Raw genomic sequence first — 23,569 nt, forward strand, 5'->3', positions numbered from 1 at the left:
CGTAACATGAGCACTGCATAGCCGTATCTGATACAGGATGACAAACGATATGCCCGAAACGCCTGCCCCTCGCCCGGCCGCCACGCGCCGGATCCCCATTGCCATCGGCGCGGTCCTGATTGGGGCGGCGATCGGCTTTGCCGGGGTCTACGGGTTCGGCGGCTTCAAGCGCGGCTCGGGCGGCGATGCCGCCTGTGCGGGCGCGGTCGAGCTGGCGCGCAAGATCGGGCCTTTGGCGCATGGCGAGGTCGCCGCGCTGACCATGGCCACCAGCCCGCTCCGGCTCCCCGACCTCGCGTTCGAAGATGCCGAGGGCAAGCCCCGAAAACTCTCGGACTGGCGCGGCAAGACCGTGCTGGTCAATCTGTGGGCCACCTGGTGCGTGCCCTGCCGGAAAGAGATGCCGGCGCTCGACAGCCTGCAGACCAAGCTTGGCGGCAAGGATTTCGAGGTGGTCGCGATCAACATCGACACCCGCGATCCCGAAAAGCCCAAAAACTTCCTGAAAGAGGCCAATCTGACCAAACTGGCCTATTTCACCGACGCGAAAGCCAAGGTTTTTCAGGACCTTAAGGGCATAGGCAAGGCGCTGGGCATGCCGACTTCGATCCTGGTGGACGGCCAGGGCTGCGAAATCGCCAATCTGGCCGGTCCCGCCGAATGGGCCAGCGACGACGCGATTGCGCTGATCAAGGCCGCGGTGAAGCCGGTGACGGCGGGGTTCTAGAGGTTTTAGGCGATCGCGTTCAGATTACCGCCGACGCCCGGCGCAAGGTTGGCCGTCGAGGGGGTGCCGAGCAGGGTCTGGACCGCGAATTTCTCGGCGTCGTTGTTCTGTTTGATCATCGAGGTCTGAATCTGCTGCTGCAGACCGCCCGCCTGCATGGCGAGCATGCTCGAGACCATAGCCATCATGTCCATACGCACGACTCCCGAAACGCCGGGAGACCCTAGCCGAGGCTGGTTAACGAGAAATTGAGGCTCAGCGCGTCGGGACCGGCTTGTCGCCGCGGTAATCGTAGAAGCCGCGCTGGGTCTTGCGGCCGAGCCAGCCGGCTTCGACGTATTTCACCAAGAGCGGACACGGCCGGTATTTCGAATCCGCCAGCCCCTCATGCAGCACCTGCATGATCGACAGGCAGGTATCGAGACCGATGAAATCGGCCAGCTCCAGCGGGCCCATCGGATGATGCGCGCCGAGCTTCATCGCCGCGTCGATCGCCTCGACATTGCCGACGCCTTCATACAGCGTGTAGATCGCCTCGTTGATCATCGGCAGCAGGATGCGGTTGACGATGAAGGCCGGGAAATCCTCGGACACCGCGATCTGCTTGCCGACCTTGGTGACAAAGGCCTTGGCGGTATCGAAGGTCTCGTCATCGGTGGCGATGCCGCGGATCAGTTCGACCAGTTCCATCGCCGGCACCGGATTCATGAAATGAATGCCGATGAATTTCTCGGGGCGGTCGGTCGAGGCGGCGAGCCGTGTGATCGAAATCGACGAGGAATTGGTGGCGACGATAGCTTCCGGCTTGAGCACCGCGCAGACGTCGTGGAAGATCTTGCGCTTGACCTCTTCCTTTTCGACCGCGGTTTCGATCACGAGGTCGCAATCCGCCAACCCATCGATGGTTTCGGTCGAGGTGATACGGTCCAGCGCCTGCTTGCGGGCGTCCTCGGTGATCATCTTTTTCACGACCTGGCGCGACAGGTTGCCGTTGATGGTCGCCATCGCCGATTTCAGCCGGTCGGCGGAGACATCGTTGAGCACCACGTCCAGGCCGGCCAGCGCCGCCACATGGGCGATGCCATTGCCCATCTGGCCCGAGCCGATCACGCCGACCTTCTTGATTGTCACCGCCATCTTGTCATCCACTCGAACGGCACGCATATCGCGCCAGTTCATCCCGTTAGGCCCCGGTCCGAACCGAGGCTTAAACCTGTTTTCGACGCGTTTTCTTCAAGCGAACCCGGTAGCCACTTCGCTTGAAAACGCTGTCCCTAGATTAACACCGGCCGGAGCTTACGCGTCCGGCCACTGTTTGACTGCCGTTATTTTCCGAGCTTGCCGAGCGCCTCGGTCAACTCCGGAACCGCCTGGTACAAATCCGCGACCAGGCCGTAATCGGCGACCTGGAAGATCGGCGCGTCCTCATCCTTGTTGATCGCAACGATCACCTTGGAATCCTTCATGCCGGCGAGATGCTGGATCGCGCCGGAGATGCCGATCGCGACATAGAGCTCCGGCGCCACCACCTTGCCGGTCTGGCCGACCTGCCAGTCGTTCGGCGCATAGCCGGCATCGACGGCGGCGCGCGAGGCGCCGACGCCGGCGCCTAACTTGTCGGCGAGCGGCTCGATGTACTTGGCGAAGTTCTCGCGGCTCTGCATGGCGCGGCCGCCGGACACGATGATTTTCGCGGACGTCAGTTCGGGGCGGTCGCTTTTGGCGACTTCCTCGCCGACGAAGGTGGAGAGGCCCGGATCGGCCGCGGAGGCGGCGTTCTCGATCGCAGCACTGCCGCCGTCACCGGCCGCGGCGAAGGTCGAGGTCCGTACCGTGATGACCTTCTTGGCGTCCTTGGACTTCACGGTCTGGATCGCGTTGCCGGCGTAGATCGGCCGCTCGAACGTATCCGGCGAGACCACCTTGATGATTTCGGACACCTGCATCACGTCGAGCAAGGCTGCGACGCGCGGCATCACGTTCTTGAAGCGCGAAGTCGCGGGCGCGACGAAGGCGTCATAGGACGGCGCCAGCGCCACGATCAGCGCCGCCATCGGCTCGGCAAGGTCATGGGCATAGGCGTCGCCCTCGGCAACCAGCACCTTGGTGACACCGGCCAGTTTTGCCGCCGCCTCGGCCGCCGCCTTGGTGCCCTGGCCGCCACCGGCGACCAGCACGTGAACCTCGGCACCCAGCTGGGTGGCCGCGGTCAGCGCCTTGTTGGTGGAGTCCTTGAGGGCCTCGTGGTCGTGTTCGGCAATCAACAGCGTGGTCATCAGAGAACCCCGGCTTCGGTCTTGAGCTTGGAAATCAGTTCGGCGACGTCCTTGACCTTGACGCCTCCCTTGCGGCCGGGCGGCTCGGTGGTTTTCAGCACTTCGAGATGCGGCGTGAGATCGACGCTGTAGTCGGCCGCGCTCTTGTCGGCGATCGGCTTCTTCTTCGCCTTCATGATGTTGGGCAGCGAGGCGTAGCGCGGCTCGTTGAGGCGGAGATCGGTGGTGACGATGGCCGGTCCCTTCAGCTTGAGGGTCTGCAGGCCGCCGTCGACTTCGCGCGTCACCTTGAAATCGGAGCCGTCGACTTCGAGCTTGGAGGCAAAGGTCGCCTGCGACCAGCCGAGAAGTGCGGCCAGCATCTGGCCGGTCTGGTTCGAGTCGTCGTCGATCGCCTGCTTGCCGAGGATGACGAGGCCGGGCTTCTCTTCGTCGACGATGGCTTTGAGAATCTTGGCGACCGCCAGCGGTTCGACATTGCCTTCGGCCTTGACCAGGATGCCGCGGTCGGCGCCCATCGCAAGACCGGTCCGGATCGTCTCGGAGGCCTGTGCGGGCCCGATCGATACCACCACCACTTCGGTCGCCTTGCCGGCTTCCTTCAGCCGCAGCGCTTCCTCGACGGCGATTTCGTCGAACGGATTCATCGACATCTTCACGTTGGCGAGTTCCACGCCCGTTCCGTCGCTCTTGACGCGGACCTTGACGTTGTAATCGACCACCCGTTTTACCGGCACAAGAACCTTCATCGATCCTCTTTCGCTTGAATTCTGGGGTTTGGTGAGCTCTCTATTAGCTTGGGCGCGGAACCTAAAGGTCCCGCTATCGGCGGTCAACGCGCGAAAGCCAAAAATCGACCCCTTTGGAAGGCCAGAGCCTGTTCCGTTTCGATTATCGAAACGGGGCTCCGGATTCCTTTTTTTGACGCGTTTTCTGAGCGCGAACCGGGTCCACTTCGCTGGAAAACGCTATGTTTAGCGGTTCTGGCCGGGCACCCACAACACGTCCCCGGCGCCATTATCGTTCATGGCGCGGCTGGCGACGAACAGGAAATCCGACAGGCGGTTCATATATTGTATGGCAGGCTCGCTGACCGGCTCTTCCGGCCTGGCCGCCAGTTCCACCATGATCCGTTCCGCTCTGCGACATATGGTGCGAGCGAGATGCAGGTATGCCGCAGCGGGGGTGCCGCCGGGCAGCACAAAGGAGGTCAGGGGCGCCAGATGGGCGTTGAGCGTATCGATATCGCGCTCGAGCCGCTCGACCTGGCTGGACAGCATGCGCAGCCGCTCCGCCTTGCCGTCGCGCTGGGGCACCGCGAGATCGGCGCCGAGATCGAACAGGTCGTTCTGGATCAGGCCCAGCATCGCATCGAATTCGCGCGCCTGCGCCAGATGCAGTCGCACCACGCCGATCGCGGCGTTGGTCTCGTCCACGGTTCCATAGGCGCTGACGCGCAGATCGTATTTCGGGCGGCGTTCGCCGCTGCCGAGCGCGGTGGTGCCGTCATCGCCGGTCCGCGTGTAGATTCGATTAAGCACGACCATTGGCGGATCCCCTCTTACTTGCCCTATTTGCCCATCGCCCAGACCACGGCCATCGTGATGACGATGGCGATGAATTGCAGCAGCACCCGCAGCCGCATCAGATTCTGCGAGCGGCTGGGCGAGCCGCCCCGCATCATGTTGATGAGACCCAATAACAACACGATCGCAACAGCAGCGACCGCGATGGGCAGAACAATCGAACCAAAAAAGGATGCCATCGGCGCTACATAACACCGCGCCGGGCCGGCCGCCATACGTTCACAGAGCCTGCACCGATGCCTGATCGATCTGGCTTTTAGCCCAATAATATCAGAAGCTAGGGTGATGTTCGGATCGAACCGTCAATCGCAAGGCCAGGGTGGCATGTGAGGCAGGCCAAGTACGTCTATCACGTCGTGATGGATGCATTTTATACGTTCCTCGCCGATGACGGCTGGGCGATCGCCAGCCATATCGCGCTGTCGACGCTGATGGCGCTGTTTCCGTTCCTGATCGTGCTGACCTCGCTGGCCGCCTTTGTCGGCTCCAAGGAACTTGCCGACCAGTCCGTTGAACTGTTGCTGCAGGTGTGGCCGCAGCAGGTCGCGGATTCGCTTTCAGGCGAAATTCACGACGTGCTGACCACGACCCGCGGCGACCTGCTGACCATCGGCGCGGTGCTGGCGGTGTATTTCGCCTCGAACGGCGTCGAGGCGCTGCGGGTGGCGCTGAACCGCGCCTATTCCGTGATCGAGCCACGCAGCTGGTACTGGCTGCGGCTGGAATCGATCGGCTACACGCTGGTCGCCGCCTTCACCGCGCTGGCGATGGCGTTCCTGATCGTGCTGTTTCCGTTGATGCTGGAGGCGGCGCGGCGCCACATTCCCTTCTTCGTCGAGACCAACGAGCACTTCCTCAACGTCACCCGCTACAGCGTCACCATCGGCGCGCTGATCATCGCCCTCTTCATCCTGCACGCGTGGCTGCCGGCGGGACGCCGGGGCTTTCTGCAGATCCTGCCCGGTATTATTTTCACTTTGGTTGCGTCGCTGCTGTCGGGCATCGTGTTCGGCCAGTATCTGACGCGCTTCGCCAGCAACTACGTGACGATGTATGCGGGATTGGCATCCGTCATCATCGCGCTTGTGTTCCTGTATTTCATCGCCGCGATCTTCGTTTATGGCGGCGAACTCAACGCAGCGATCATCAAGTCGCGGCTGCCGCACGGCGTGTCGCTTCAAGCAGCGCAGTCGCTAGCGCACGTGGACTGACCGGCTTGACCAGGAAGGCGTCGGCCCCCGCAGCGCGCGAGGCCGCCTCGTCCTCGCCGCGCCCCGACACGCAGATGATGGCGATGCGGCCGAGCGGCGGATCGAGCGCCCGAATGCGCCTGATAGCCTCGATGCCGTCGATGCCCGGCAGCACCATGTCCATCAGCACCGCGTCGAAACTTCCTTGCGCGATCCGCTCCGGCGCGGCCTCGCCCTGGCCGATGAACTCGGTCTGATGGCCGAGTTCGGTCAGGATGGCGTTGAGCACGACGCGGCCGAACGGATTGTCCTCGACGCTGAGCAGGTGCAAGGGCCGCAGCGCCCCGGTCGACGGCTCGCCGTCGGCCCCCGTCATGATCGTAATCGGGCCCTTGGCCGGCGACATCACGACGCTGAGCGTGAAGGTGGTGCCGCCGCCGCGCCGCTGCGTCACCACGATGTCGCCGCCCATGGCGCGCGCGAGCTGCTTGACCGACGACAGCCCAAGCCCGGTGCCGCCGAACTTTGAGGCGATCGAGACATTGGCCTGCGAGAACGGGCGGAACAGGCGCTTGATCTCGCTGAGCGTGAGGCCGATGCCGCTGTCGGAGACCGCAAAGGCGACGCCGATTTTGCCCCTGGGCGCGCGCAGCGGCGACACAACAAGCGTGACGCTGCCCTGTTCGGTGAATTTCACCGCATTGTCGATCAGGTTCTCCAGCGCGGCCCGCAGCCGTACGGGATCGCCGACCGCGAATGCCGGCAGCTTTTCAGAGATCTCGACCGACGACTGCAGGCCCTTCGCCGCCGCCCGCCCGGTCAGCGAATCGCCGGCGTTGCGCGCGAGCGTGCGCAGATCGAAGAAATCGTGGCGCACGGTGAGCCCGGGACCGCTGCTGCGCGCGGCATCGACGAACAAGGTCGCAAGACTCGCCAGGTGCTCCGCGCCGGCCTTGATGGTGTCGACCCAGCGCCGTTCGCGCTCGTCGAGGTCGGAGGTGGCCAACAGATTGCTGATCGCGAGAATGCCGGTCAGCGGCGTGCGCACCTCGTGGGCAAAGGCCGCCAGTGCCACTTCGACCACCCCGGGCCCGGCCGCCGCTTTCCGCGAACCGCGTTTCTTCGCGGCAACGCGCGATACGCGCTTCTTCTTCGGCTGCCTCTTGGTCAGCCGTGTTGTACGCTGTACGCGCGGTTTTGCCGCCATGGTCCCCCACACCCCGTCCTTGATCAGCATGGCATGCCACGGCGGCCGGAGTCACGAAGGCCTTTGCGGCAGCTCACAGCAGTAGAACTACGGAAGTCCCAGCAGACGGCGGATGTGGGCAGGCGTAGCGCCCTGCCCTCGCAATTCGCGCAAGGCGGTGGCCTTGGTCGACTTCGACAGTTTCTGTCCGGCGTCGTCGAGGACCAGCCGGTGATGCCGGTAGGCCGGTTGCGGAACACCGAGCAGCGATTGCAGCAGCCGGTGCACGCTGGTCGACCAGAACAGGTCGTGGCCGCGCACCACGTCGGTGACGCCCTGCAGGGCGTCGTCGATCACAACAGACAGATGATAGCTGGTCGGCGTCTCCTTTCGCGCCAGGATGACGTCGCCCCAGGCTTCCGGCCGGGCGGCCACAAGCCCGGTTTCGCCGCCAGCGCCCTCGCCGTGCTCGATCCAGGCGAGATCGGGCGCTTGTGCCATGGCCGCCGCCATATCGAGCCGCAACGCGTAAGGCAGGCCCTGTTCGATCAATTGCCGCCGCGCCGGGGCGGAAAACGACTTCGCGGCGCCCGGATAGAGCGGCGCGCCATCGGGATCACGCGGCCAGGACGTTCCGGTTTTCGCGGCGGATTCCCGTTCGGCGACCAGACGGGCGATTTCCGCGCGGCTCTCGAAGGCGGGATAGATCAGACCGCGGCCTGACAGTTTTTCCACCGCCTCGCGAAAGTCGGAAAGATGTTCGGATTGCCGCCGCACCGGCGCTTCCCAGCCAATGCCGAGCCATTCAAGGTCCTGATAGATCGCGGCCTCGAATTCCGGCCGGCACCGCGCCGCATCGATATCCTCGATGCGGAGCAGGAATCTTCCACCGCTCGCGCGCGCCAGCTCGAAATTCAACAGCGCCGAAAAAGCGTGGCCGAGATGGAGGTAGCCATTGGGGCTTGGCGCAAATCGGAACACAGGTGACGGCATTGATCTCTTTCGCAGGACATGATGGTTTTAACGGGCAATGACCATTCACCTCAACTCCCAGGCCGACCTCGAAGACGCGATTGCGGCCCTCGTCGTACAGGACAAGCGGCTCAAACCGATTCTCGAACTCACGGGCATGCCGGCGCTGCGCCAGCGCGAGCCGGGCTTTGCCGGGCTGGCGCATATCGTGTGCGGTCAGCAACTCTCCACCGCCAGCGCCGGGGCGATCTGGGGGCGCCTCACCGCCGCGTTCGATCCGTTCGATCCCGAACCCATCCGCAAGGCGCGCGCCGACCGCCTCGGACGGCTCGGCCTTTCGGCGGCCAAGATCAAGACGCTGAAGAACATCGCGCGCGAACTGGCCGCGGAGCGGTTGAACCTCGACGTGCTGGCGGAAGAGGATGCCGACGCCGCGCACCATACGTTGACGGCGCTGCATGGCATCGGGCCGTGGACCGCCGACGTCTATTTGCTGTTCTGCCTTGGCCATGGCGACGCCTGGCCGGCCGGCGATATCGCGATCCAGGAAGCGATCAAAATCGGGCTCGGCCTGAAGACGCGCCCGACCGCCAAGCAAATGGCGCCGCTGGCCGAACCGTGGCGCCCCCTGCGCGGCGCGGCGGCGCATCTGTGGTGGAGCTACTACCGCGTAGTGAAGAATCGCGAGGGCGTGATCGCGAAGTAAACTCGATCTCGTGTCCCGGACGCGGTGCAGCGCTCTTCAGCGGTGCACCGCAGAGCTCAGATGCGCAATTGCGCATCGGGGGACCCACATTTGCGCCGCGGTGACATGGACCCCGGATCAGCAGCGCACCACGTCGCAAACGCGACGCACTGCGCAGCATCCGGGGAACGGAGACCGAGGTGAACGTCGAATTTTTTCAGCCACGCAATCTCACCCGGTCCTCGCGCGCGCATGCCGTGACAAAGTTGATCACCGCGCGCACGGCGGGCAGTTCGACCAGATCCGGATGCGCCAGCAGCCAGAGATCGGCTACGCTGACGAGTTTTTGCGGCGCGACCCGCACCAGATCGGGATCGCCGGCGGCGACGAAGCAGGACAGCGCCGAGATGCCGAGGCCGGCCTTCGCCGCGGCCAGCATGTCGCCCTGCGACGAACAGCGCAGCACCACCGATCCCTGCCGGGTGATGAGATCGCTCCAGCGCGCCAGGCGTTCGTTCGAGGCCCGGTCGGCGAAGCCGATGACGCTGTGCCCCTTCCATTCGTCGCGCCGCTCCGGCAGCCGTCGCCGCGCCGCATAGGCGCGCGAGGCGTAGAAGCCGGTGCCGAGCCGGCCGATCCTGCGGCCGATCAAATTCTCTTCGCCGCTGTCCACCGGACGCAGCACGACATCAGCCTCGCGGCGGCGCACGCTGGCCGGAAACGGATGGGTGATGATCTCGATCTGGATGTGGTCGTGCGCGCGCAGGAACGGGCCCAGCCGCGGCATCAGCCAGTGCGAGGCAAAGGTCGCCCCGATCGAGAGCTTGACCACGCCGCGGGCGTCCGCACCGGTCGCCGACACCGCGGCCTCGGCGCGCAACGCCGCCGCCGCCATGGCGTCGACATGCTCACGGAATTTGCGGCCCTGCGAGGTCAGCGACAGGCCTTCGTTGGAGCGCGCGAACAGGGGTATGCCGAGCTGGCCCTCCAGTTCGGCGATCTTGCGGCCGACCGTCGGATGGCTGGAACGGAGCTGGCGCGCCGCCGCGGCGAAGCTGCGGGTTTCGGCCACCGCGACGAAGGTCTTGCACAGGTCCCAGTCCATCGGCGATCAGGCCCATATGTTCATTACTGAATAGTCAGCTGTTCAATATTGAACGTCGGCGGCGGCCCGTCCAGCCCTATAATGCAGGGCGTAAGCAAGCCGGCTGGAGCGGAACCGTTCGCCGGCCTCAAAACCCAAAGGGAGGATTGAATGCCGTTGCCAGCGTCGCTTGCCAATTCGCTTGAACTGCCGGTGGTTGGCTCGCCACTTTTCATCGTGTCCGGGCCGGAGCTCGTGATCGCCCAGTGCAAGGCCGGGATCGTCGGATCGTTTCCGGCGCTGAACGCGCGGCCGGTCGAAAAGCTCGGCGAATGGCTGAGCCGAATCGAGGACGAACTCGGTGAGTACAAGGCGCTGCAGCCGGAGAAGAAGGTCGCGCCCTATGCGGTCAACCAGATCTGCCACGCCTCCAACGACCGGCTGATGAAAGACATGGAAACCTGCGTCAAGCACCAGGTTCCGATCATCATCACCTCGCTGCGGCCGCCGCTGGAGATCGTGGAAGCCGCGCATTCCTATGGCGGTGTCGTGTTCCACGATGTGATCAACGTCAAGCATGCACGCAAGGCTGCCGAACAGGGCGTCGACGGGTTAATTCTGGTTTGCGCCGGCGCCGGCGGGCATGCCGGTACGCTGTCGCCATTCGCGCTGCTGCGCGAGGTCAAGCAATGGTTCAAGGGCACCATCCTGCTGTCGGGCGCGATCTCCGACGGCTGGAGCATTGCCTCCGCGCTCGCGCTCGGCGCCGACCTCGCCTACATGGGCACCCGCTTCATCGCCACCGAAGAGGCCAATGCCGACCTCGCCTACAAGAAGGCGCTGACCGAGCACGCCGCCCATGACATCGTCTATTCGAACCTGTTCACCGGCGTGCACGGCAATTATCTCGGCCCCTCGATCGTGGCCGCGGGCCTCGATCCCGACAATCTGCCGGTCGCCGACAAGACCAAGATGAATTTCGGCTCCGGCGGCAATACCAAGTCCAAGGCGTGGCGCGACATCTGGGGCTCGGGCCAGGGCATCGGCCAGATCAATGATGCGCCGCCGGTCGCCGAACTCGTCGCGCGCCTGAAAGCCGAATTCGACGACGCCGGCAGCGACTTTCTGAGGCGGGCGCGCGCTTAGGCGGCGCGCCCCCGGCTTCGACAACAATCAAAACAGAGGGATGGGAACGATGAGCGTGTCACGCACTGCATTGAGCATTGTGTTCGCAATGTTGGCGACCGCAGCCGTCGCCGCCGACGACAAGGGCGAAATCCGTATCGGCCAGACGCTGCCCTATAGCGGGCCGGTGTCCGGCTTCGGCGTCATCGGCCGTGCGCAGGAGGCCTATTTCGAGAAGGTCAACGCGGACGGCGGCATCAACGGCCGTAAGGTCAAGTTCATCACCCTCGACGACGCCTACTCGCCGCCCAAGACGGTGGAGCAGACCCGCAAGCTGGTCGAGCAGGAAGAAGTGCTTGTCATGTTCGGCTCGCTGGGTACCGCGACCAACAACGCCGTGCATCGCTACCTCAACAGCAAAAAGGTGCCGCAGCTGTTCGTGCTGAGCGGCGCCACCAAATGGGCCGACCCGAAGAATTACCCGTGGACCATGCCGGGCATGGCGACCTATCAATCCGAGGGCGTCGTCTATGCCAAGTACATATTGCAAGCCAAGCCGGACGCGAAGATCGCCATCCTGGCGCAGAACGACGATTTCGGCCGCGACTATGTCGCCGGCTTCAAGCGCGCGCTGGGAGACAAAGCCGCGACCATGATCGTCTCCGAGGCGAGCTATGAGACCAGCGCGCCGACCATCAGTTCGCAGCTCGCGACGCTGAAGGCCTCCGGCGCCAACGTGATGTTCGGCGTCGTGCTCGGGAAATTCACCTCGCAGATGATCAAGGGCGTCGCCGAACTGAGCTGGAAGCCCGACCTGTTCTTTGTGCCGACATCGGCGTCATCGATCTCGTTCCTGGAGCCCGGCGGACTGGAAAACGCGGTCGGGCTGATTTCGTCGAGCAACCAGAAGGACACGATGGACGCTCAATGGGCCAATGACGCCGGCGTGAAAGAGTATTTCGCGTTCATGAAACAGTACTTGCCCAATGCCGATCTCAACAATTCGAACTACGCGGCGGGCTACCATTATGCCAACCTGATGACGAAGGTGCTCGCTGCGTGCAAGGACGATTTCAGCCGCGAGAACGTCATGCGCCAGGCGGCTTCGCTGCGCCAGGTTTCGCTGCCGCTGCTGTTGCCTGATATAACCGTGTCGACCGATGCCGAGGATTATCTGCCGTTCCAGCAATTGCGGCTGCGGCGGTTCGACGGCAAGAGCTGGGTCGGCTTTGGTGAAATTCTGGACGACCGATAGGGAGCACGCAACGTGATCATCGGCGGCGAACGTTCCATCAGCTACCCCCAGATCTACGACCGCATCGCACGCGCGGCGACGGGATTTCAAAGCCTCGGCCTTGGCGGCGGCACGCCGGTCGCCATGATGCTGCGCAATGATTTTGCGTTGTTCGAGGTTACCGGCGCAGCCGCAGCGCTTGGCAGCCCGGTGGTGCCGATCAACTGGCACCTGAAGGCCGAGGAGGTCGCCTATATCCTGGCCGACAGCGGCGCCGAGATTCTGGTCTGCCACGCGGACCTGTTGCCGCAGATCAGGGACGGGCTATCAGCCCATATCAAGCTGTTGATCGTGACCACACCGCCGGAAATCGCCGCGGCGTTCAATGTTCCGCCCGCGCTGACGCAAATCCCTGGTGGCATGACCGACTGGGACGTCTGGCGCGACACCCATGCGCCATCGCAGGAGTCGCCGATCGGCAGCGCGCCGATGTTCTATACGTCGGGCACCACGGGCCTGCCCAAGGGCGTGCGGCGCAAGCCGATGAAGCCGGAACAGCAAGCGGCCTCGGCGCGCGTGGGCACCATCGCCTACGGCATCAAGGCCGATGACGATCAGATCGTCCTGATGAACGGACCGATGTATCATTCGGCGCCGAGCTCCTACGGCATGCTGGCGTTTCGCAACGGCTGCAAGATCGTGCTCGAACCGCGCTTCGACCCCGAGGACCTGTTGCGGCTCGTCCAGGAGCACCGCATCACCCACATGCATGCGGTGCCGACCATGTTCGTCCGCCTGCTGCGACTGCCGAATGAGGTCAGACGTCGTTACGACGTCTCCTCGTTGCGCTTCGTCATCCACGGTGCGGCCCCGTGTCCGATCGAGGTCAAACGCGCGATGATCGAATGGTGGGGACTCGTCATCAATGAATATCTGGGATCGACCGAAACCGGCATCCCGGTTTGGCATTCGGCCGAGGAGGCTCTGGCAAAGCCCGGCACTGTCGGACGGACCATCGAGGGCGGCATCGTGAAGATCTTTCGGCCGGACGGCACGCGATGCGACATCGGCGAGCCCGGCGAAATCTTCATGCGGCAGGTGTCGGTGCCGGATTTCGATTACCACGGCAAGGCCGAGGCGCGCGCCGAGGCCGGCCGCGACGGCCTCGTCAGCGTCGGTGACGTCGGCTATCTCGACGAGGACGGTTATCTGTTCCTGTGCGATCGCAAACGCGACATGGTGATATCAGGCGGCGTCAACATCTATCCCGCCGAAATCGAGAACGCGCTGATCGGCATGGACGGCGTGCGCGACTGCGCGGTGTTTGGAGTTCCCGACGACGAGTTCGGCGAGCGGCTGTTTGCCTGCATCGAGCCCGACACCAACGCCGCGCTGTCGCCGGCGGCGGTGCAGGATTTTTTGCGCACCCGCCTCGCCAACTTCAAGGTACCAAAGGACATCCAGTTCATGGACGCGATGCCGCGCGAAGCCACCGGCAAGATTTTTAAACGCAAGCTCAGGGATCTCCATGCGGAAGGGCGTCTGCGCGCCATCGTGTGATCCGTCTGTCCGTGATTGCGAGGAGCGAAGCGACGAAGCAATCCATCTATCCCCGGGCGGAAAGGTGGATTGCTTCGCTTCGCTCGCAATGACGGGGATGCATTTCGACGCTTGATCCGAACGATGTTTTAAACATCATTGCTGTTGCAAAACGTTCATCGTTGGGCGCAAAGATCACCGCACGTCACAAGCAGGGATCGAGCACATGCACGCCACCGACTTCATCGTCGCCCGCAACGATCTGCAGCAATGCAAATCGATCGAAACGCAACTGCCGGACGCAGCCGCGTTGCCGGCCGACGCGCTGCTGGTCAAGATCACCCGCTTCGCCTTCACCGCCAACAACGTCACCTATGCCGTGATGGGCGATGCGTTGAAATACTGGCAGCTGTTTCCGGCACCAAAGGATTTCGGCAACATTCCGGTGTGGGGATTTGGCGAGGTGATCGCCTCGAAGCATCCGAACGTCGCCGTGGGCGAAACCCTGTTCGGCTACTTCCCGATGGCGACGCATCTCGTGATCGAGGCCGCCGACGTCAGCAAGCGGGGCCTGCGCGACGGTGCCGCGCACCGGCAGGGCGTGGCGCCGGTCTACAACGCCTATGCCCGTGTCAGCGGCGATCCGGCGTTCACCGGCAAGCAGGGCGACTATCAGGCACTGCTGCGGCCGCTGTTCATGCTGTCGTTCCTGGTCGACGACTTCCTCGCCGAAAATGATTTCTATGGCGCGCGCCGCGTGATGCTGTCGTCGGCCTCCAGCAAGACCGCGTACGGCCTGGCGCATCTCGTGCACGGGCGTGACGGTATCAAGGTGATCGGACTGACCTCGGCTCCGAACGTCGCATTCGTCAAATCGCTCGGCTGCTACGACGAAGTCGTGACCTACGACGCGGTGACATCGCTTCCTGCGGATTCGCCGGTCGCTTATGTCGACATGGCCGGGAGCAGCGAGCTGCGTGAAAGGCTGCACCGGCATTTCGGCGACCAGATGAAATATTCCGGACGCGTCGGCCTCACCCACCGCAGCACGTCGCCCGAAGAGCCGGAATTGCCGGGCGCCAAGCCGAGCTGGTTCTTTGCGCCGGACCATATCCGCAAGCGCGCCAAGGAATGGGGACCGGGCGGCGTCGATACGCGCTTTGGTGCAGCGTGGGCCGGCTTCGCGCCGAAACTCGATCAATGGCTCACCGTGACGGAAGGCCGCGGACCGGCGGCGGTGCAACAGGTCTATCTCGACACCCTCAACGGCCGCGTGCCGCCGGACCAGGGGCATATCCTGTCGATTTAGAGATAACCGCTATCTCCTCACGCTCTTTCTGCAGCCTCCCGAATGGGTATAGGCTCGCGGGAACAGGGATAACGCCGCATAGACGGCCGGTGACGAGAAACGCGCATGCTCGACAAGACGGACGATATTTCGGTAGCCGCCGACAACTGGCTGGCGCAGTTCGAAGAGGCGCTGGCGAAATCCGATAGCGGCCTGCTGAAGGCGCTGTTTCATGCCGACAGCCATTGGCGCGACGTGCTGGCGTTGAGCTGGAACATCCAGACCGTCAACGGCGCGGACGCGATCCTGAAAGAGCTGAGCGTGCACGCGCCGGCCGCTGGCCCTGTTGGATTTGCGGTCGATCCCAACCGCGCCGCCCCGCGCAAGGTGATGCGCGCGGGAACCAACGCGATCGAGGCGATCTTCAAATTCGAGACACGGGTGGGACGCGGCAGCGGCATCATCCGGCTGATTCCGGATGCCGGCAATGTCCTGAAGGCGTGGACGCTGCTGACCGAACTCGGCGAGCTGAAGGGCTTCGAGGAGCAGATCGGCGTCGCGCGGCCGCGCGGCAACGCTTATTCGCGCGATTTCCGCGGCCCCAACTGGCTCGATCTGCGCAAGGCTTCTTCCGGCTATGCCGAACACGATCCGACCGTGCTGGTGATCGGCGGCGGACAATCCGGCCTCTCGATCGCGGCGCGGCTGAAGCAATTGAATGTCGATACGCTGATCGTCGATCGCGAGAAGCGCATCGGCGACAATTGGCGCAAGCGCTACCACGCGCTGACGCTGCACAACCAGGTGCAGGTCAACCACCTGCCCTACATGTACTTCCCGCCGAACTGGCCGACTTACATCCCGAAGGACAAGCTCGCCAACTGGTTCGAGGCCTATGTCGAAGCCATGGAGTTGAACTTCTGGACCGAGACCGAGTTCGAGGGCGGCAGTTACGACGAGACAGAACAACGCTGGACCGTGACACTGCGCCGCGCCGACGGCAGCACGCGCACCATGCATCCGCGCCATGTCGTGCTGGCGACCGGCGTCAGTGGCATTCCGAGCCGGCCCGAGATTGCCGGTCTGAAGGATTTTCGCGGCACTGTGATGCATTCCAGCCAGTACGACGACGGCGAGAACTGGAAGGGCAAGCGCGCGATCGTGATCGGCACCGGCAATAGCGGCCACGACATCGCGCAGGATCTGCATTCCAGCGGCGCCGAGGTGACGCTGTTTCAGCGCTCATCGACGCTGGTCGTCAGCATCGAGCCCTCGGCGCAGCTGGTGTACGCGCCCTACAATGAGGGCACGCTCGAGGACAACGATCTGATCGCGACCTCGATGCCGCTGAAGGTGGCGCGGAGGAGCCACGCGCTGACCACGGAGAAATCCAAGGAGCTCGACAAGGAGCTGCTGGAGGGGCTGGCGCGCGCGGGCTTCAAGCTCGATTTCGGCGAGGATAACACCGGCTGGCAGTTCAAATACCTCACCCGCGGCGGCGGTTATTATTTCAACGTCGGCTGCTCCGATTTGATCGTCAAAGGCGACATCGCTCTGAAGCAATTCGCCGACGTCGAAGGCTTTGTCACCGATGGCGCTGACATGAAGGACGGCGAGACCATCGCCGCCGATCTCGTCGTGCTGGCGACCGGCTACAAGCGGCAGGAAGAGCTGGTGCGGCTATTGTTCGGCGAACCCGTCATGAACCGCGTCGGCACCATCTGGGGCTTTGGCGACGGCCAGGAACTGCGCAACATGTACACCCGCACCGGCCAGCCAGGCCTGTGGTTCATCGCTGGCGGCCTCGCGCAATGCCGCATCGGATCGAAACATCTGGCGCTGCAGATCAAGGCGATCGAGGAAGGGTTGCTGCCGCGCGGTGCCAAGCCGGCGGCGGCCAGCGCGTGAATCCATCAACCAAACCAACGCCGTCATTCCGTGGCGTGCGAAGCACGAACTACGATGTGCAATTGCACATCGGAGAATCTCGAGATTCCGGGTCTGGTCCTTCGGACCATCCCGGAATGACAGCAACAATGGGGGAATAAACATGCCATCCATTCTGGGCTCGGGCGAACACCGTTATCGCGTGGTGGAGAACTGGGCGAAGCTGCCCGATGGCTGGAGCCTCACCGACGTCGCTTCCGTCGCGGTCGACAGCCGCGATCGCATCTACGTCTTCAACCGCGGCGCCCATCCGATGGTGGTGCTGGACCGCGAGGGGAATTTCCTCAGGAGCTGGGGCGAAGGCCTGTTCAACCGCGCCCATGGGCTGCACATCGATGCCGACGACAATCTCTATTGCACCGATGACGGCGACCACACCGTGCGCAAGTGCTCGGTCGACGGCAAGGTGCTGCTGACGATCGGCATCCCGAACCGGCCAAAGCCGTATATGAGCGGCGAGCCGTTCCACCGCTGCACCCATACGGCGCTGTCGCCGAAGGGCGAGATCTATGTCTCTGATGGTTACGGCAATGCCTGCGTCCACAAATACACACCCGACGGCAAGCTGCTGAAGAGCTGGGGCGAGCCGGGCTCCGATCCCGGCCAGTTCAACATCGTCCACAACATCGCAACCGACGTGGACGGCTTCGTCTACGTCGCCGACCGCGAAAACCACCGCGTGCAGGTGTTCGACGGCAACGGCAAGTACGAGACCCAGTGGAACAATTTGCACCGGCCCTGCGCGCTGCATTGCTGCGGCGGCAAGCATCCCACCTTCATTGTCGGCGAGCTCGGCCCCGGCATGCCGGTCAACCTCAAGGTACCGAATCTCGGGCCGCGACTCTCCATCGTCGACGCCAAAGGCCAGCGGATCGCCCGGCTCGGCGGCGAGGACGGCCCGGGGATTGAGACCGGCAAATTCCTCGCCCCCCACGGCCTGGCGCTGGATTCCAGGGGCGACATCTATGTCGGCGAAGTCGGCGTCACCAACTGGAAGACCAGCTTTCCCGACACGCCGATGCCGACGGAGGTCGGCGTCGGCCGCTGCCTGCAGAAGCTGGAGAAGGTTTAGGACCGGCCGCGCCGCCTCGGCTGATAGCACGCCTATCACGACGGGTTGACCGCGGACGCCGGGTGCTGGAGATGCCTTGAAGACGCCCTGGAGGCCCCGGAACCGTGGCGATTCGGGGGCGGCATATGCTGGATAAGGCCCGGAACACTCTTCACAATCCCGTCACGCTGCCTGTAGTATGCAGGGCGCATGCTGCTTCGCAGCTAACATGGGAGTCAGGAGCGTTTCTTGAACGCACACGTCTCGCAAGGCGGTTGGCCGGTGCTGGTGCTGAACGCGGATTTCCGGCCGCTGAGTTACTACCCGCTGTCTCTCTGGTCGTGGCAGGACGCGATCAAGGCGGTGTTCCTCGATCGCGTCAACATCGTCGAGCATTACGACCGCGCGGTGCACAGCCCGAGCTTCGAGATTCAGCTGCCGAGCGTGGTGTCGCTCAAATCCTTCGTCAAGCCGACCACGCATCCCGCCTTCACCCGGTTCAACGTCTTCCTGCGCGACCGGTTCTGCTGCCAATATTGCCTGGCGCATGACGACCTCACCTTCGATCACATCATCCCGCGCAGCAAGGGCGGCCAGACCACCTGGGAGAACGTCGTCGCGGCCTGCTCGCCGTGCAATCTGCGCAAGGGCAATTTGACGCCGCAGCAGGCGCGGATGTTTCCAAGGCAACACCCGTTCGCACCGACCGTGCATCAACTGCACCGCAACGGGCGCCTGTTCCCGCCGAACTATCTGCACGATAGCTGGCTCGACTATTTGTATTGGGACACCGAGCTCGATCCGTAGAGCCGGGGACGCTGTTATCGCGGGAATCAAATGAGTGCCACGCTTTCCGGCGCTGTGAGTTTCCGATAATTCAATCTGAGATAAGCGGGTACGCCGCGGCCTGGCTTTCCCATGCCCCTTACGAGTTCGATCACGCCCTACGATCCCGAGTGGCCGCAACGGTATGCGGAGGAAGCCGAGCGATTGTCTCCGACCTTCGGATCGGCATTGCAGGAGATCCATCACGTCGGCAGCACAGCCGTGCCGGGATTGGCGGCGAAACCTGAAATCGACATCCTGGCCATAGTCACATCCGGCAGCATTCGCGAGGAGTGGACCCGAGCGTTTGAAGCGCTTGGCTACCGGCGCGGCGGCGACCTTTCACCAGGCCACCATTTCGTCAAGCGGGATGTCGGCGGCGTCCGCACGCACAAGCTCCACGTTTGCCGCGAAGGCCATCCGGCCATCGCGCGAATGCTGAAATTCCGGGACCATCTTCGCCGGCATCCGGCCGATCGGTTGAGGTATCAGGAACTGAAGCTCGCCCTCGAACGCGAAAATGCCGACGGCATTCACAAGTATCTTGCGGACAAGGCGCCGTTCATCAACTCCCTTCTCGCCAGCCTCGAGTGAGAAGCCCCGGCTCGCGCGCCAGGCCGCTTGGTGGCCGGCACGTCTCGGCATCCGTGTCGGGTTCAACGGCGCTAATCGTGACGGCCGGCCCCCCGGTCCCTCACTTCCCGCCCCTCAACCTGTCCGCCATTCGCTCGGCGATCGCCACCGTCGTCAGATGCGTGTTGGCGCGCGGGACTTCGGGCATGATGGAGGCGTCGATGACGCGTAGGCCTGTGCAGCCGATCACGCGGCATTCGGGATCAACTACCGAGCGCGGGTCGTCGGCTGCGCCCATGCGGCAGGTGCCGCTGGCGTGCTGGGCGTCGCTGCACTCAGTGAACAGCCAGTCGTCGAGTTCGGCTTCGCCGAGCGCCTCGTCCATCGAGCGTCCGGTCGCGCCATACTCGACACGGTGGGCGATGTCGGTGATGGCGGGCTGCAGGCAGATCTCGCGCAGGCGGCGCGCGCCGTCGCGCATACGAATGAGATCGCTGCGATCGGACAGCATGCGCTCGTCCACCGCCGGATCGATGGTCGGGTCTGACGTGGTGATGCGGACGTGGCCCTGGCTGAACGCCTGGTAGATCGACACCGCGATGCGGCCGCGCGCGGTGCTGGCCGTCTGATTGACGTCTCGGGCGAGGTTGCCGGCGATCATGATCATGTCGTTCTCACCGGCGCCTTCGAGACCGGAGCTGTAGCGCAGGCAGCAATTGGTGTGCCGGTGCATCAGCGTGCCGACCTGGCCGTGCTCGCGCAGATGCAGCAGCGCATCCATGATCGGATGATCGAGCAGGTTTTCGCCGACCGGCAGATCGGCCAGAACAGGGATGCCCAACCCTTCCAGCAATGCCGCAGGACCGATGCCGGAGCGCTGCAGAATGGCGGGAGAGTGAATGGCACCGGCGCAGAGGATCACCTCATACTTCGCCGTGGGCGCATATGATTTGCCGCCGATGCGCACCCGGACCCCGCGGGCGTGGAGCCGGTTGCCTTCGAATTCGATTCCTTCGACCAGGGCATCGCCGACGATCCGCAAATTCTCGCGGCCGCGCGCCGGCTCGAGGTAGCCGTCATTGGTGGAGACGCGGCGCCCGGCCTCGCTGTTGATGGCGTAGGGCGACACACCTGTGCCATCAGGCGCGTTGTGGTCGTCGCACCAGCCATAGCCGAGGCCGAGCGCGGACTGGCGCAGCGCCCGGTCCACGTTTCCCCAATCCGGCACCGGCGCGCGATACACCGGGATCGGGCCGCGATCGCCGTGATAGGCCGCGTCCGGAAAATTCTTGTCGGTCTCCAGTTTGCAGAACCAGGGCAGCATCGCGTCCCAGCCCCATCCCTCACAGCCGCTTCTTTCCCAGCGGTCGAGATCGTCAGGCATCGCGCGGATGGCGATCTGGCCGTTGATCGTGGAACTGCCGCCCATGGCGCGCCCGCGCCACAGCAGGCGCGGCGCCTGCTGCTCGGTTCGCCTCGCCAGGAGCTTGGGCCAGCGGAAATTATCATCGCCGATGGCGCGCATCGGGTTCGGGATCTGGATGTGCTCCGGCGTGTCGGCGGTGCGAAAATCCTGCCCGGCCTCGAGCAGCAGCACGCGATGGGCGGGGTCCTCGCTGAGGCGCGCGGCCAGCGTGGCACCGGCGGAGCCGCCGCCGATGATGATCGTGTCGTACTCCTGGTCAATCATGCACGGTCACCGACAAAGTCATTCCCTCACGTATTTCTGGATGCGCCAGTTCAGCGTGTCGGCGACGAAGATCTCGTCGCGCGGGCTCACAGCGATGTAATGGGCTTCACCATATTTACCGAGCGTTTTGCCCTGCCCTGCGCCTGATATCATCCCCACCACCTTGCCGCTCAGATCGAGCTTCATGATCTGGCCGGTGTGACCGGCTGCCAGCCAGATGTGCTGATCGTCGCCCATGAACAGCCCGCAAGGCGCGCCGGGATGCTGCGAGCAGCGGATGTAATTGCCGTCGGCGTCGAACACCTGGATGCGCTCGTTCCTGCGGTCGGCGATGTAGAGCAGCCCTTGCGCGTCGAACACCAGGGAGTGCGGCAGGTCGAATTCACCGGGCCCCTTGCCGTTGCTGCCCCAGGTCTTGATGAAATTGCCGTCAGGATCGAACTTGATCACGCACGACGTGCCCTTGCCGTGCCCTTGCAGCACGAAGATGTCGCCGGTCGGGCCGACCACCGCCTCGTTCGGTTCGTGGAACAGCCGTAGGTGCCCGAACGGATGCCACTCGCCGGTGTGGCCCTTGACGCCCAGCACCATTTCCAGCCGACCGGACGGATTGAACTTGTAGACCAGGTTCGCCGCAACGTCGGTTGCCCAGATATTATCCTGCGCGTCGATCCGCAGGCCGTGCGAGCGTTCGAACATGCCCTCGCCGAACCCGCGGATGAAATGGCCGTCGGGATCGAATTCCATCAGCGGCATCAGCCCGCGATGGATGACGAAGATGTTGCCTTTGGAATTGAAGGCAACGCCCGACGTGCCGCGAAAATTCATGCCCGGCGGCAGCTTGAACGATTCGGCAACCGCGACGTAGGGAAGTGGTGGGGATTCCATTCGCGCCGCCCCTCATGCGAAAAGTTCGCTCGCCAGGGCCCGCTCAACCCAACGACATATCCAGCGGCGGCGCGACATTATCCGGCAGCGGACAGACATAGGGCGTGCGGGCGGTGCGCTTCTTGAGGTCGGCTTTCGCGGCTGCGATCAGCTCCGGCTCGCCCAGCGCCTGGACACCGAGCGCGGCCATCGCCTTGGCGGCCTGCACCATGGCCTTGTGGGCATGTGGGCTCTTGCCCTGGGCGACGATCTGCCAGGTGTGAAACGGCGTTCCGATGGCGACCGTCGGGGCGTGGACCTGAACGGTCGGGACCACCCAGCTGACATCGCCGACATCGGTCGAGCCGATCTGGGGATTGCGTTTGGCATCCAGCGGCACGATGAAATCGGCCAGCGGCCGGTCGGTCGGATCCATGCCGATCGAATGATAGACGGAGGCGATGTCCTTGTCGGTCAGGGTTGCGCGGATTTTCGTGGCGAATTCCTTGTCCGCCTCGTCGAAATGCGGGGGGCCGAGATCCGTCATGATGCGGTGCAGGGTTTGCTCGAGCGGGGTGTTGTCCAGAACATTGGAGACGGCGGAAATGATCCGCATCTCCACGCTCGTTTCGGTCATCAGTGCGGCGCCTTGCGCGATCTTGTGAACGCGCCCCACCAGCGCATTCATCCCGGGCAGATCGCGGTCGCGGATCGAATAGCGCACGCGGGCGTGGGCCTGCACCACGTTGGGGGCAATGCCGCCGGTGTCGAGCAGCGCGTAGTGGACGCGGGCTTCGCTCGGCATGTGCTCGCGCATGTAGTTGACGCCGACATTCATCAGCTCCACCGCATCGAGCGCGCTGCGGCCAAGATGCGGCGAGACCGCGGCGTGCGACGCGCGCCCGGTGAAGATGAAATCGGCACGGGTGTTGGCCAGCGACGGCGTCACCGCGACTTCCCAGAAGCTGTTCGGATGCCAGGTGATGGCGATGTCGGCATCATCGAAGGCGCCCGAGCGCACCATGAAGGTTTTCGCCGCGCCACCTTCTTCGGCGGGGCAGCCATAATAGCGCACGCGGCCCGGTGTCTTGCTCGCGGCAAGCCAATCCTTCACGGCGGTGGCGGCGAGCAATGCCGCCGAACCCAGCAAATTGTGGCCGCAGCCATGGCCATGGCCGCCGGTCTCGATGGGGCGATGTTCCGCGACGCCCGCCTCCTGGCTGAGACCGGGCAGCGCATCATATTCGCCAAGGAAGGCGATCACGGGACCGCCCTCGCCCCATTCGCCCATCAGGGCGGTGGGAATATCGGCGACATTCTCGGTGATGCGGAAACCCTGATGGCGCAGTTCGGCCAGATGTTCGGCGGCAGAGCGCGCCTCGGTGTAGCAGACCTCGGGCATCGCCCAGACCCTGTCGGCCAAATCGATGAAGCGCGGCTTGATGACGTCAATGCCCCGCCAGATGTCGTTGCGATTGTCCATGCTACGGTCCCCGATCGTTGTTTGGATGAAATCGTATCAGCTTCGCCTGACCCGGCCTAGCGCCGGGCGGGTGACCTGCCATGCGGCTGGCGAGGCATACATGCGCCAGCGATCTCGCGACGCGATGCGTCCGAGCTTTGGCAGAAACTTCCCGCCCTAAATACAGAGGGCGCAGGGAAGACCGGGTGCGCGCTGCACCCGCGGTCCCGTGTGCGGTTTGCACTAAGTAGGCTGCACACGA

23 protein-coding genes are annotated in these 23,569 nt (G+C 64.0%); 11 read left to right on the forward strand and 12 right to left on the reverse strand.

All coding sequences use genetic code 11. From position 1 onward, the window contains the following. The first annotated feature begins 49 nt into the window (after positions 1-49). On the forward strand, positions 50-727 hold the full coding sequence (gene tlpA, locus JQ611_RS18195; protein ID WP_212466159.1) for a thiol:disulfide interchange protein TlpA: 678 nt from the start codon (positions 50-52) through the stop codon (positions 725-727). A gap of 5 nt (positions 728-732) precedes the next feature. On the opposite strand, the gene JQ611_RS18200 is transcribed toward tlpA, so the two are convergent. The 6 genes from JQ611_RS18200 to JQ611_RS18225 form a co-directional block, all read right to left on the reverse strand. Beyond that, the gene (locus JQ611_RS18200) at positions 733-921 is read right to left on the reverse strand and encodes a hypothetical protein (RefSeq protein WP_212269601.1); all 189 of its coding nucleotides are present in this window, start codon (positions 919-921) and stop codon (positions 733-735) included. A 61-nt stretch (positions 922-982) separates the two neighbouring features. Then, positions 983-1,864 (reverse strand): 3-hydroxybutyryl-CoA dehydrogenase, encoded by an 882-nt coding sequence (locus tag JQ611_RS18205; protein WP_211994142.1) that lies wholly within the window; start codon positions 1,862-1,864, stop codon positions 983-985. 188 nt (positions 1,865-2,052) lie between these two features. Then, positions 2,053-3,003, reverse strand: coding sequence for an electron transfer flavoprotein subunit alpha/FixB family protein (locus tag JQ611_RS18210; RefSeq protein WP_212466160.1), 951 nt, complete (start codon positions 3,001-3,003; stop codon positions 2,053-2,055). Then, positions 3,003-3,752 carry an electron transfer flavoprotein subunit beta/FixA family protein gene (locus JQ611_RS18215; RefSeq protein ID WP_192738320.1) on the reverse strand — a complete coding sequence of 250 codons (750 nt, stop codon included), beginning with the start codon at positions 3,750-3,752 and terminating at the stop codon, positions 3,003-3,005. Before JQ611_RS18215 ends, JQ611_RS18210 begins: the two co-directional genes overlap by 1 nt. A gap of 225 nt (positions 3,753-3,977) precedes the next feature. Then, positions 3,978-4,550 carry a cob(I)yrinic acid a,c-diamide adenosyltransferase gene (locus JQ611_RS18220; protein ID WP_212415628.1) on the reverse strand — a complete coding sequence of 191 codons (573 nt, stop codon included), beginning with the start codon at positions 4,548-4,550 and terminating at the stop codon, positions 3,978-3,980. 23 nt (positions 4,551-4,573) lie between these two features. Continuing rightward, positions 4,574-4,768: a twin transmembrane helix small protein gene (locus JQ611_RS18225; protein ID WP_192738322.1), complete on the reverse strand. Its 195-nt coding sequence runs from the start codon at positions 4,766-4,768 to the stop codon at positions 4,574-4,576. Positions 4,769-4,948: 180 nt separating this feature from the next. On the opposite strand from JQ611_RS18225, the gene JQ611_RS18230 reads away from it, so the two are divergent. Further along, on the forward strand, positions 4,949-5,800 hold the full coding sequence (locus JQ611_RS18230; protein WP_212269618.1) for a YihY/virulence factor BrkB family protein: 852 nt from the start codon (positions 4,949-4,951) through the stop codon (positions 5,798-5,800). On the opposite strand, the gene JQ611_RS18235 is transcribed toward JQ611_RS18230, so the two are convergent. Beyond that, entirely contained in the window at positions 5,736-6,986 is a 1,251-nt protein-coding gene (locus tag JQ611_RS18235; protein ID WP_212466172.1) for an ATP-binding protein, read from the reverse strand. The two genes, JQ611_RS18230 and JQ611_RS18235, sit on opposite strands and share 65 nt — an antisense overlap. An 87-nt stretch (positions 6,987-7,073) precedes the next feature. Further along, a complete protein-coding gene (gene gluQRS / locus JQ611_RS18240) occupies positions 7,074-7,958 on the reverse strand; it encodes a tRNA glutamyl-Q(34) synthetase GluQRS (RefSeq protein ID WP_212466161.1) in 885 nt (294 codons plus the stop codon). Between the two features lie 37 nt (positions 7,959-7,995). Here gluQRS and JQ611_RS18245 point away from each other — a divergent pair, with 37 nt between their 5' ends. After that, positions 7,996-8,643 (forward strand): DNA-3-methyladenine glycosylase, encoded by a 648-nt coding sequence (locus tag JQ611_RS18245; protein ID WP_212269605.1) that lies wholly within the window; start codon positions 7,996-7,998, stop codon positions 8,641-8,643. Between the two features lie 196 nt (positions 8,644-8,839). Here the strand turns inward: JQ611_RS18245 and JQ611_RS18250 are convergent, their stop codons facing one another. Then, positions 8,840-9,727, reverse strand: coding sequence for a LysR family transcriptional regulator (locus JQ611_RS18250; protein ID WP_212269606.1), 888 nt, complete (start codon positions 9,725-9,727; stop codon positions 8,840-8,842). Between the two features lie 150 nt (positions 9,728-9,877). Here JQ611_RS18250 and JQ611_RS18255 point away from each other — a divergent pair, with 150 nt between their 5' ends. The 8 genes from JQ611_RS18255 (at position 9,878) to JQ611_RS18290 (ending at position 19,309) form a co-directional block, all read left to right on the forward strand. Then, the gene (locus JQ611_RS18255) at positions 9,878-10,852 is read left to right on the forward strand and encodes a nitronate monooxygenase family protein (RefSeq protein ID WP_212269607.1); all 975 of its coding nucleotides are present in this window, start codon (positions 9,878-9,880) and stop codon (positions 10,850-10,852) included. Positions 10,853-10,940: 88 nt separating this feature from the next. Then, on the forward strand, positions 10,941-12,086 hold the full coding sequence (locus JQ611_RS18260; RefSeq protein WP_249133266.1) for an ABC transporter substrate-binding protein: 1,146 nt from the start codon (positions 10,941-10,943) through the stop codon (positions 12,084-12,086). 12 nt (positions 12,087-12,098) lie between these two features. Then, entirely contained in the window at positions 12,099-13,625 is a 1,527-nt protein-coding gene (locus JQ611_RS18265; protein ID WP_212466162.1) for an acyl-CoA synthetase, read from the forward strand. Between the two features lie 205 nt (positions 13,626-13,830). After that, entirely contained in the window at positions 13,831-14,913 is a 1,083-nt protein-coding gene (locus JQ611_RS18270) for a DUF2855 family protein (protein ID WP_212392139.1), read from the forward strand. Between the two features lie 105 nt (positions 14,914-15,018). Beyond that, on the forward strand, positions 15,019-16,800 hold the full coding sequence (locus JQ611_RS18275; RefSeq protein ID WP_212466163.1) for an NAD(P)/FAD-dependent oxidoreductase: 1,782 nt from the start codon (positions 15,019-15,021) through the stop codon (positions 16,798-16,800). 142 nt (positions 16,801-16,942) lie between these two features. Then, positions 16,943-17,911, forward strand: coding sequence for a peptidyl-alpha-hydroxyglycine alpha-amidating lyase family protein (locus JQ611_RS18280; RefSeq protein WP_212269612.1), 969 nt, complete (start codon positions 16,943-16,945; stop codon positions 17,909-17,911). 228 nt (positions 17,912-18,139) lie between these two features. Further along, the gene (locus JQ611_RS18285; protein ID WP_192738334.1) at positions 18,140-18,697 is read left to right on the forward strand and encodes an HNH endonuclease; all 558 of its coding nucleotides are present in this window, start codon (positions 18,140-18,142) and stop codon (positions 18,695-18,697) included. 111 nt (positions 18,698-18,808) lie between these two features. Beyond that, the gene (locus JQ611_RS18290) at positions 18,809-19,309 is read left to right on the forward strand and encodes a GrpB family protein (RefSeq protein ID WP_212466164.1); all 501 of its coding nucleotides are present in this window, start codon (positions 18,809-18,811) and stop codon (positions 19,307-19,309) included. Between the two features lie 100 nt (positions 19,310-19,409). On the opposite strand, the gene JQ611_RS18295 is transcribed toward JQ611_RS18290, so the two are convergent. Genes JQ611_RS18295 through JQ611_RS18305 form a run of 3 tightly spaced genes read right to left on the reverse strand, consistent with a single transcriptional unit; the run spans position 19,410 to position 23,328 of the window. Beyond that, complete coding sequence (locus tag JQ611_RS18295) at positions 19,410-20,978, reverse strand: GMC family oxidoreductase (RefSeq protein ID WP_212466165.1); 1,569 nt, start codon at positions 20,976-20,978, stop codon at positions 19,410-19,412. Between the two features lie 18 nt (positions 20,979-20,996). Then, entirely contained in the window at positions 20,997-21,866 is an 870-nt protein-coding gene (locus tag JQ611_RS18300; protein WP_212466166.1) for a peptidyl-alpha-hydroxyglycine alpha-amidating lyase family protein, read from the reverse strand. A gap of 43 nt (positions 21,867-21,909) precedes the next feature. After that, positions 21,910-23,328 carry a M20 family metallopeptidase gene (locus tag JQ611_RS18305; RefSeq protein WP_212466167.1) on the reverse strand — a complete coding sequence of 473 codons (1,419 nt, stop codon included), beginning with the start codon at positions 23,326-23,328 and terminating at the stop codon, positions 21,910-21,912. Positions 23,329-23,569: the final 241 nt, after the last annotated feature.

This window comes from Bradyrhizobium sp. AUGA SZCCT0182 (assembly GCF_018130185.1).
GTDB lineage: Bacteria > Pseudomonadota > Alphaproteobacteria > Rhizobiales > Xanthobacteraceae > Bradyrhizobium.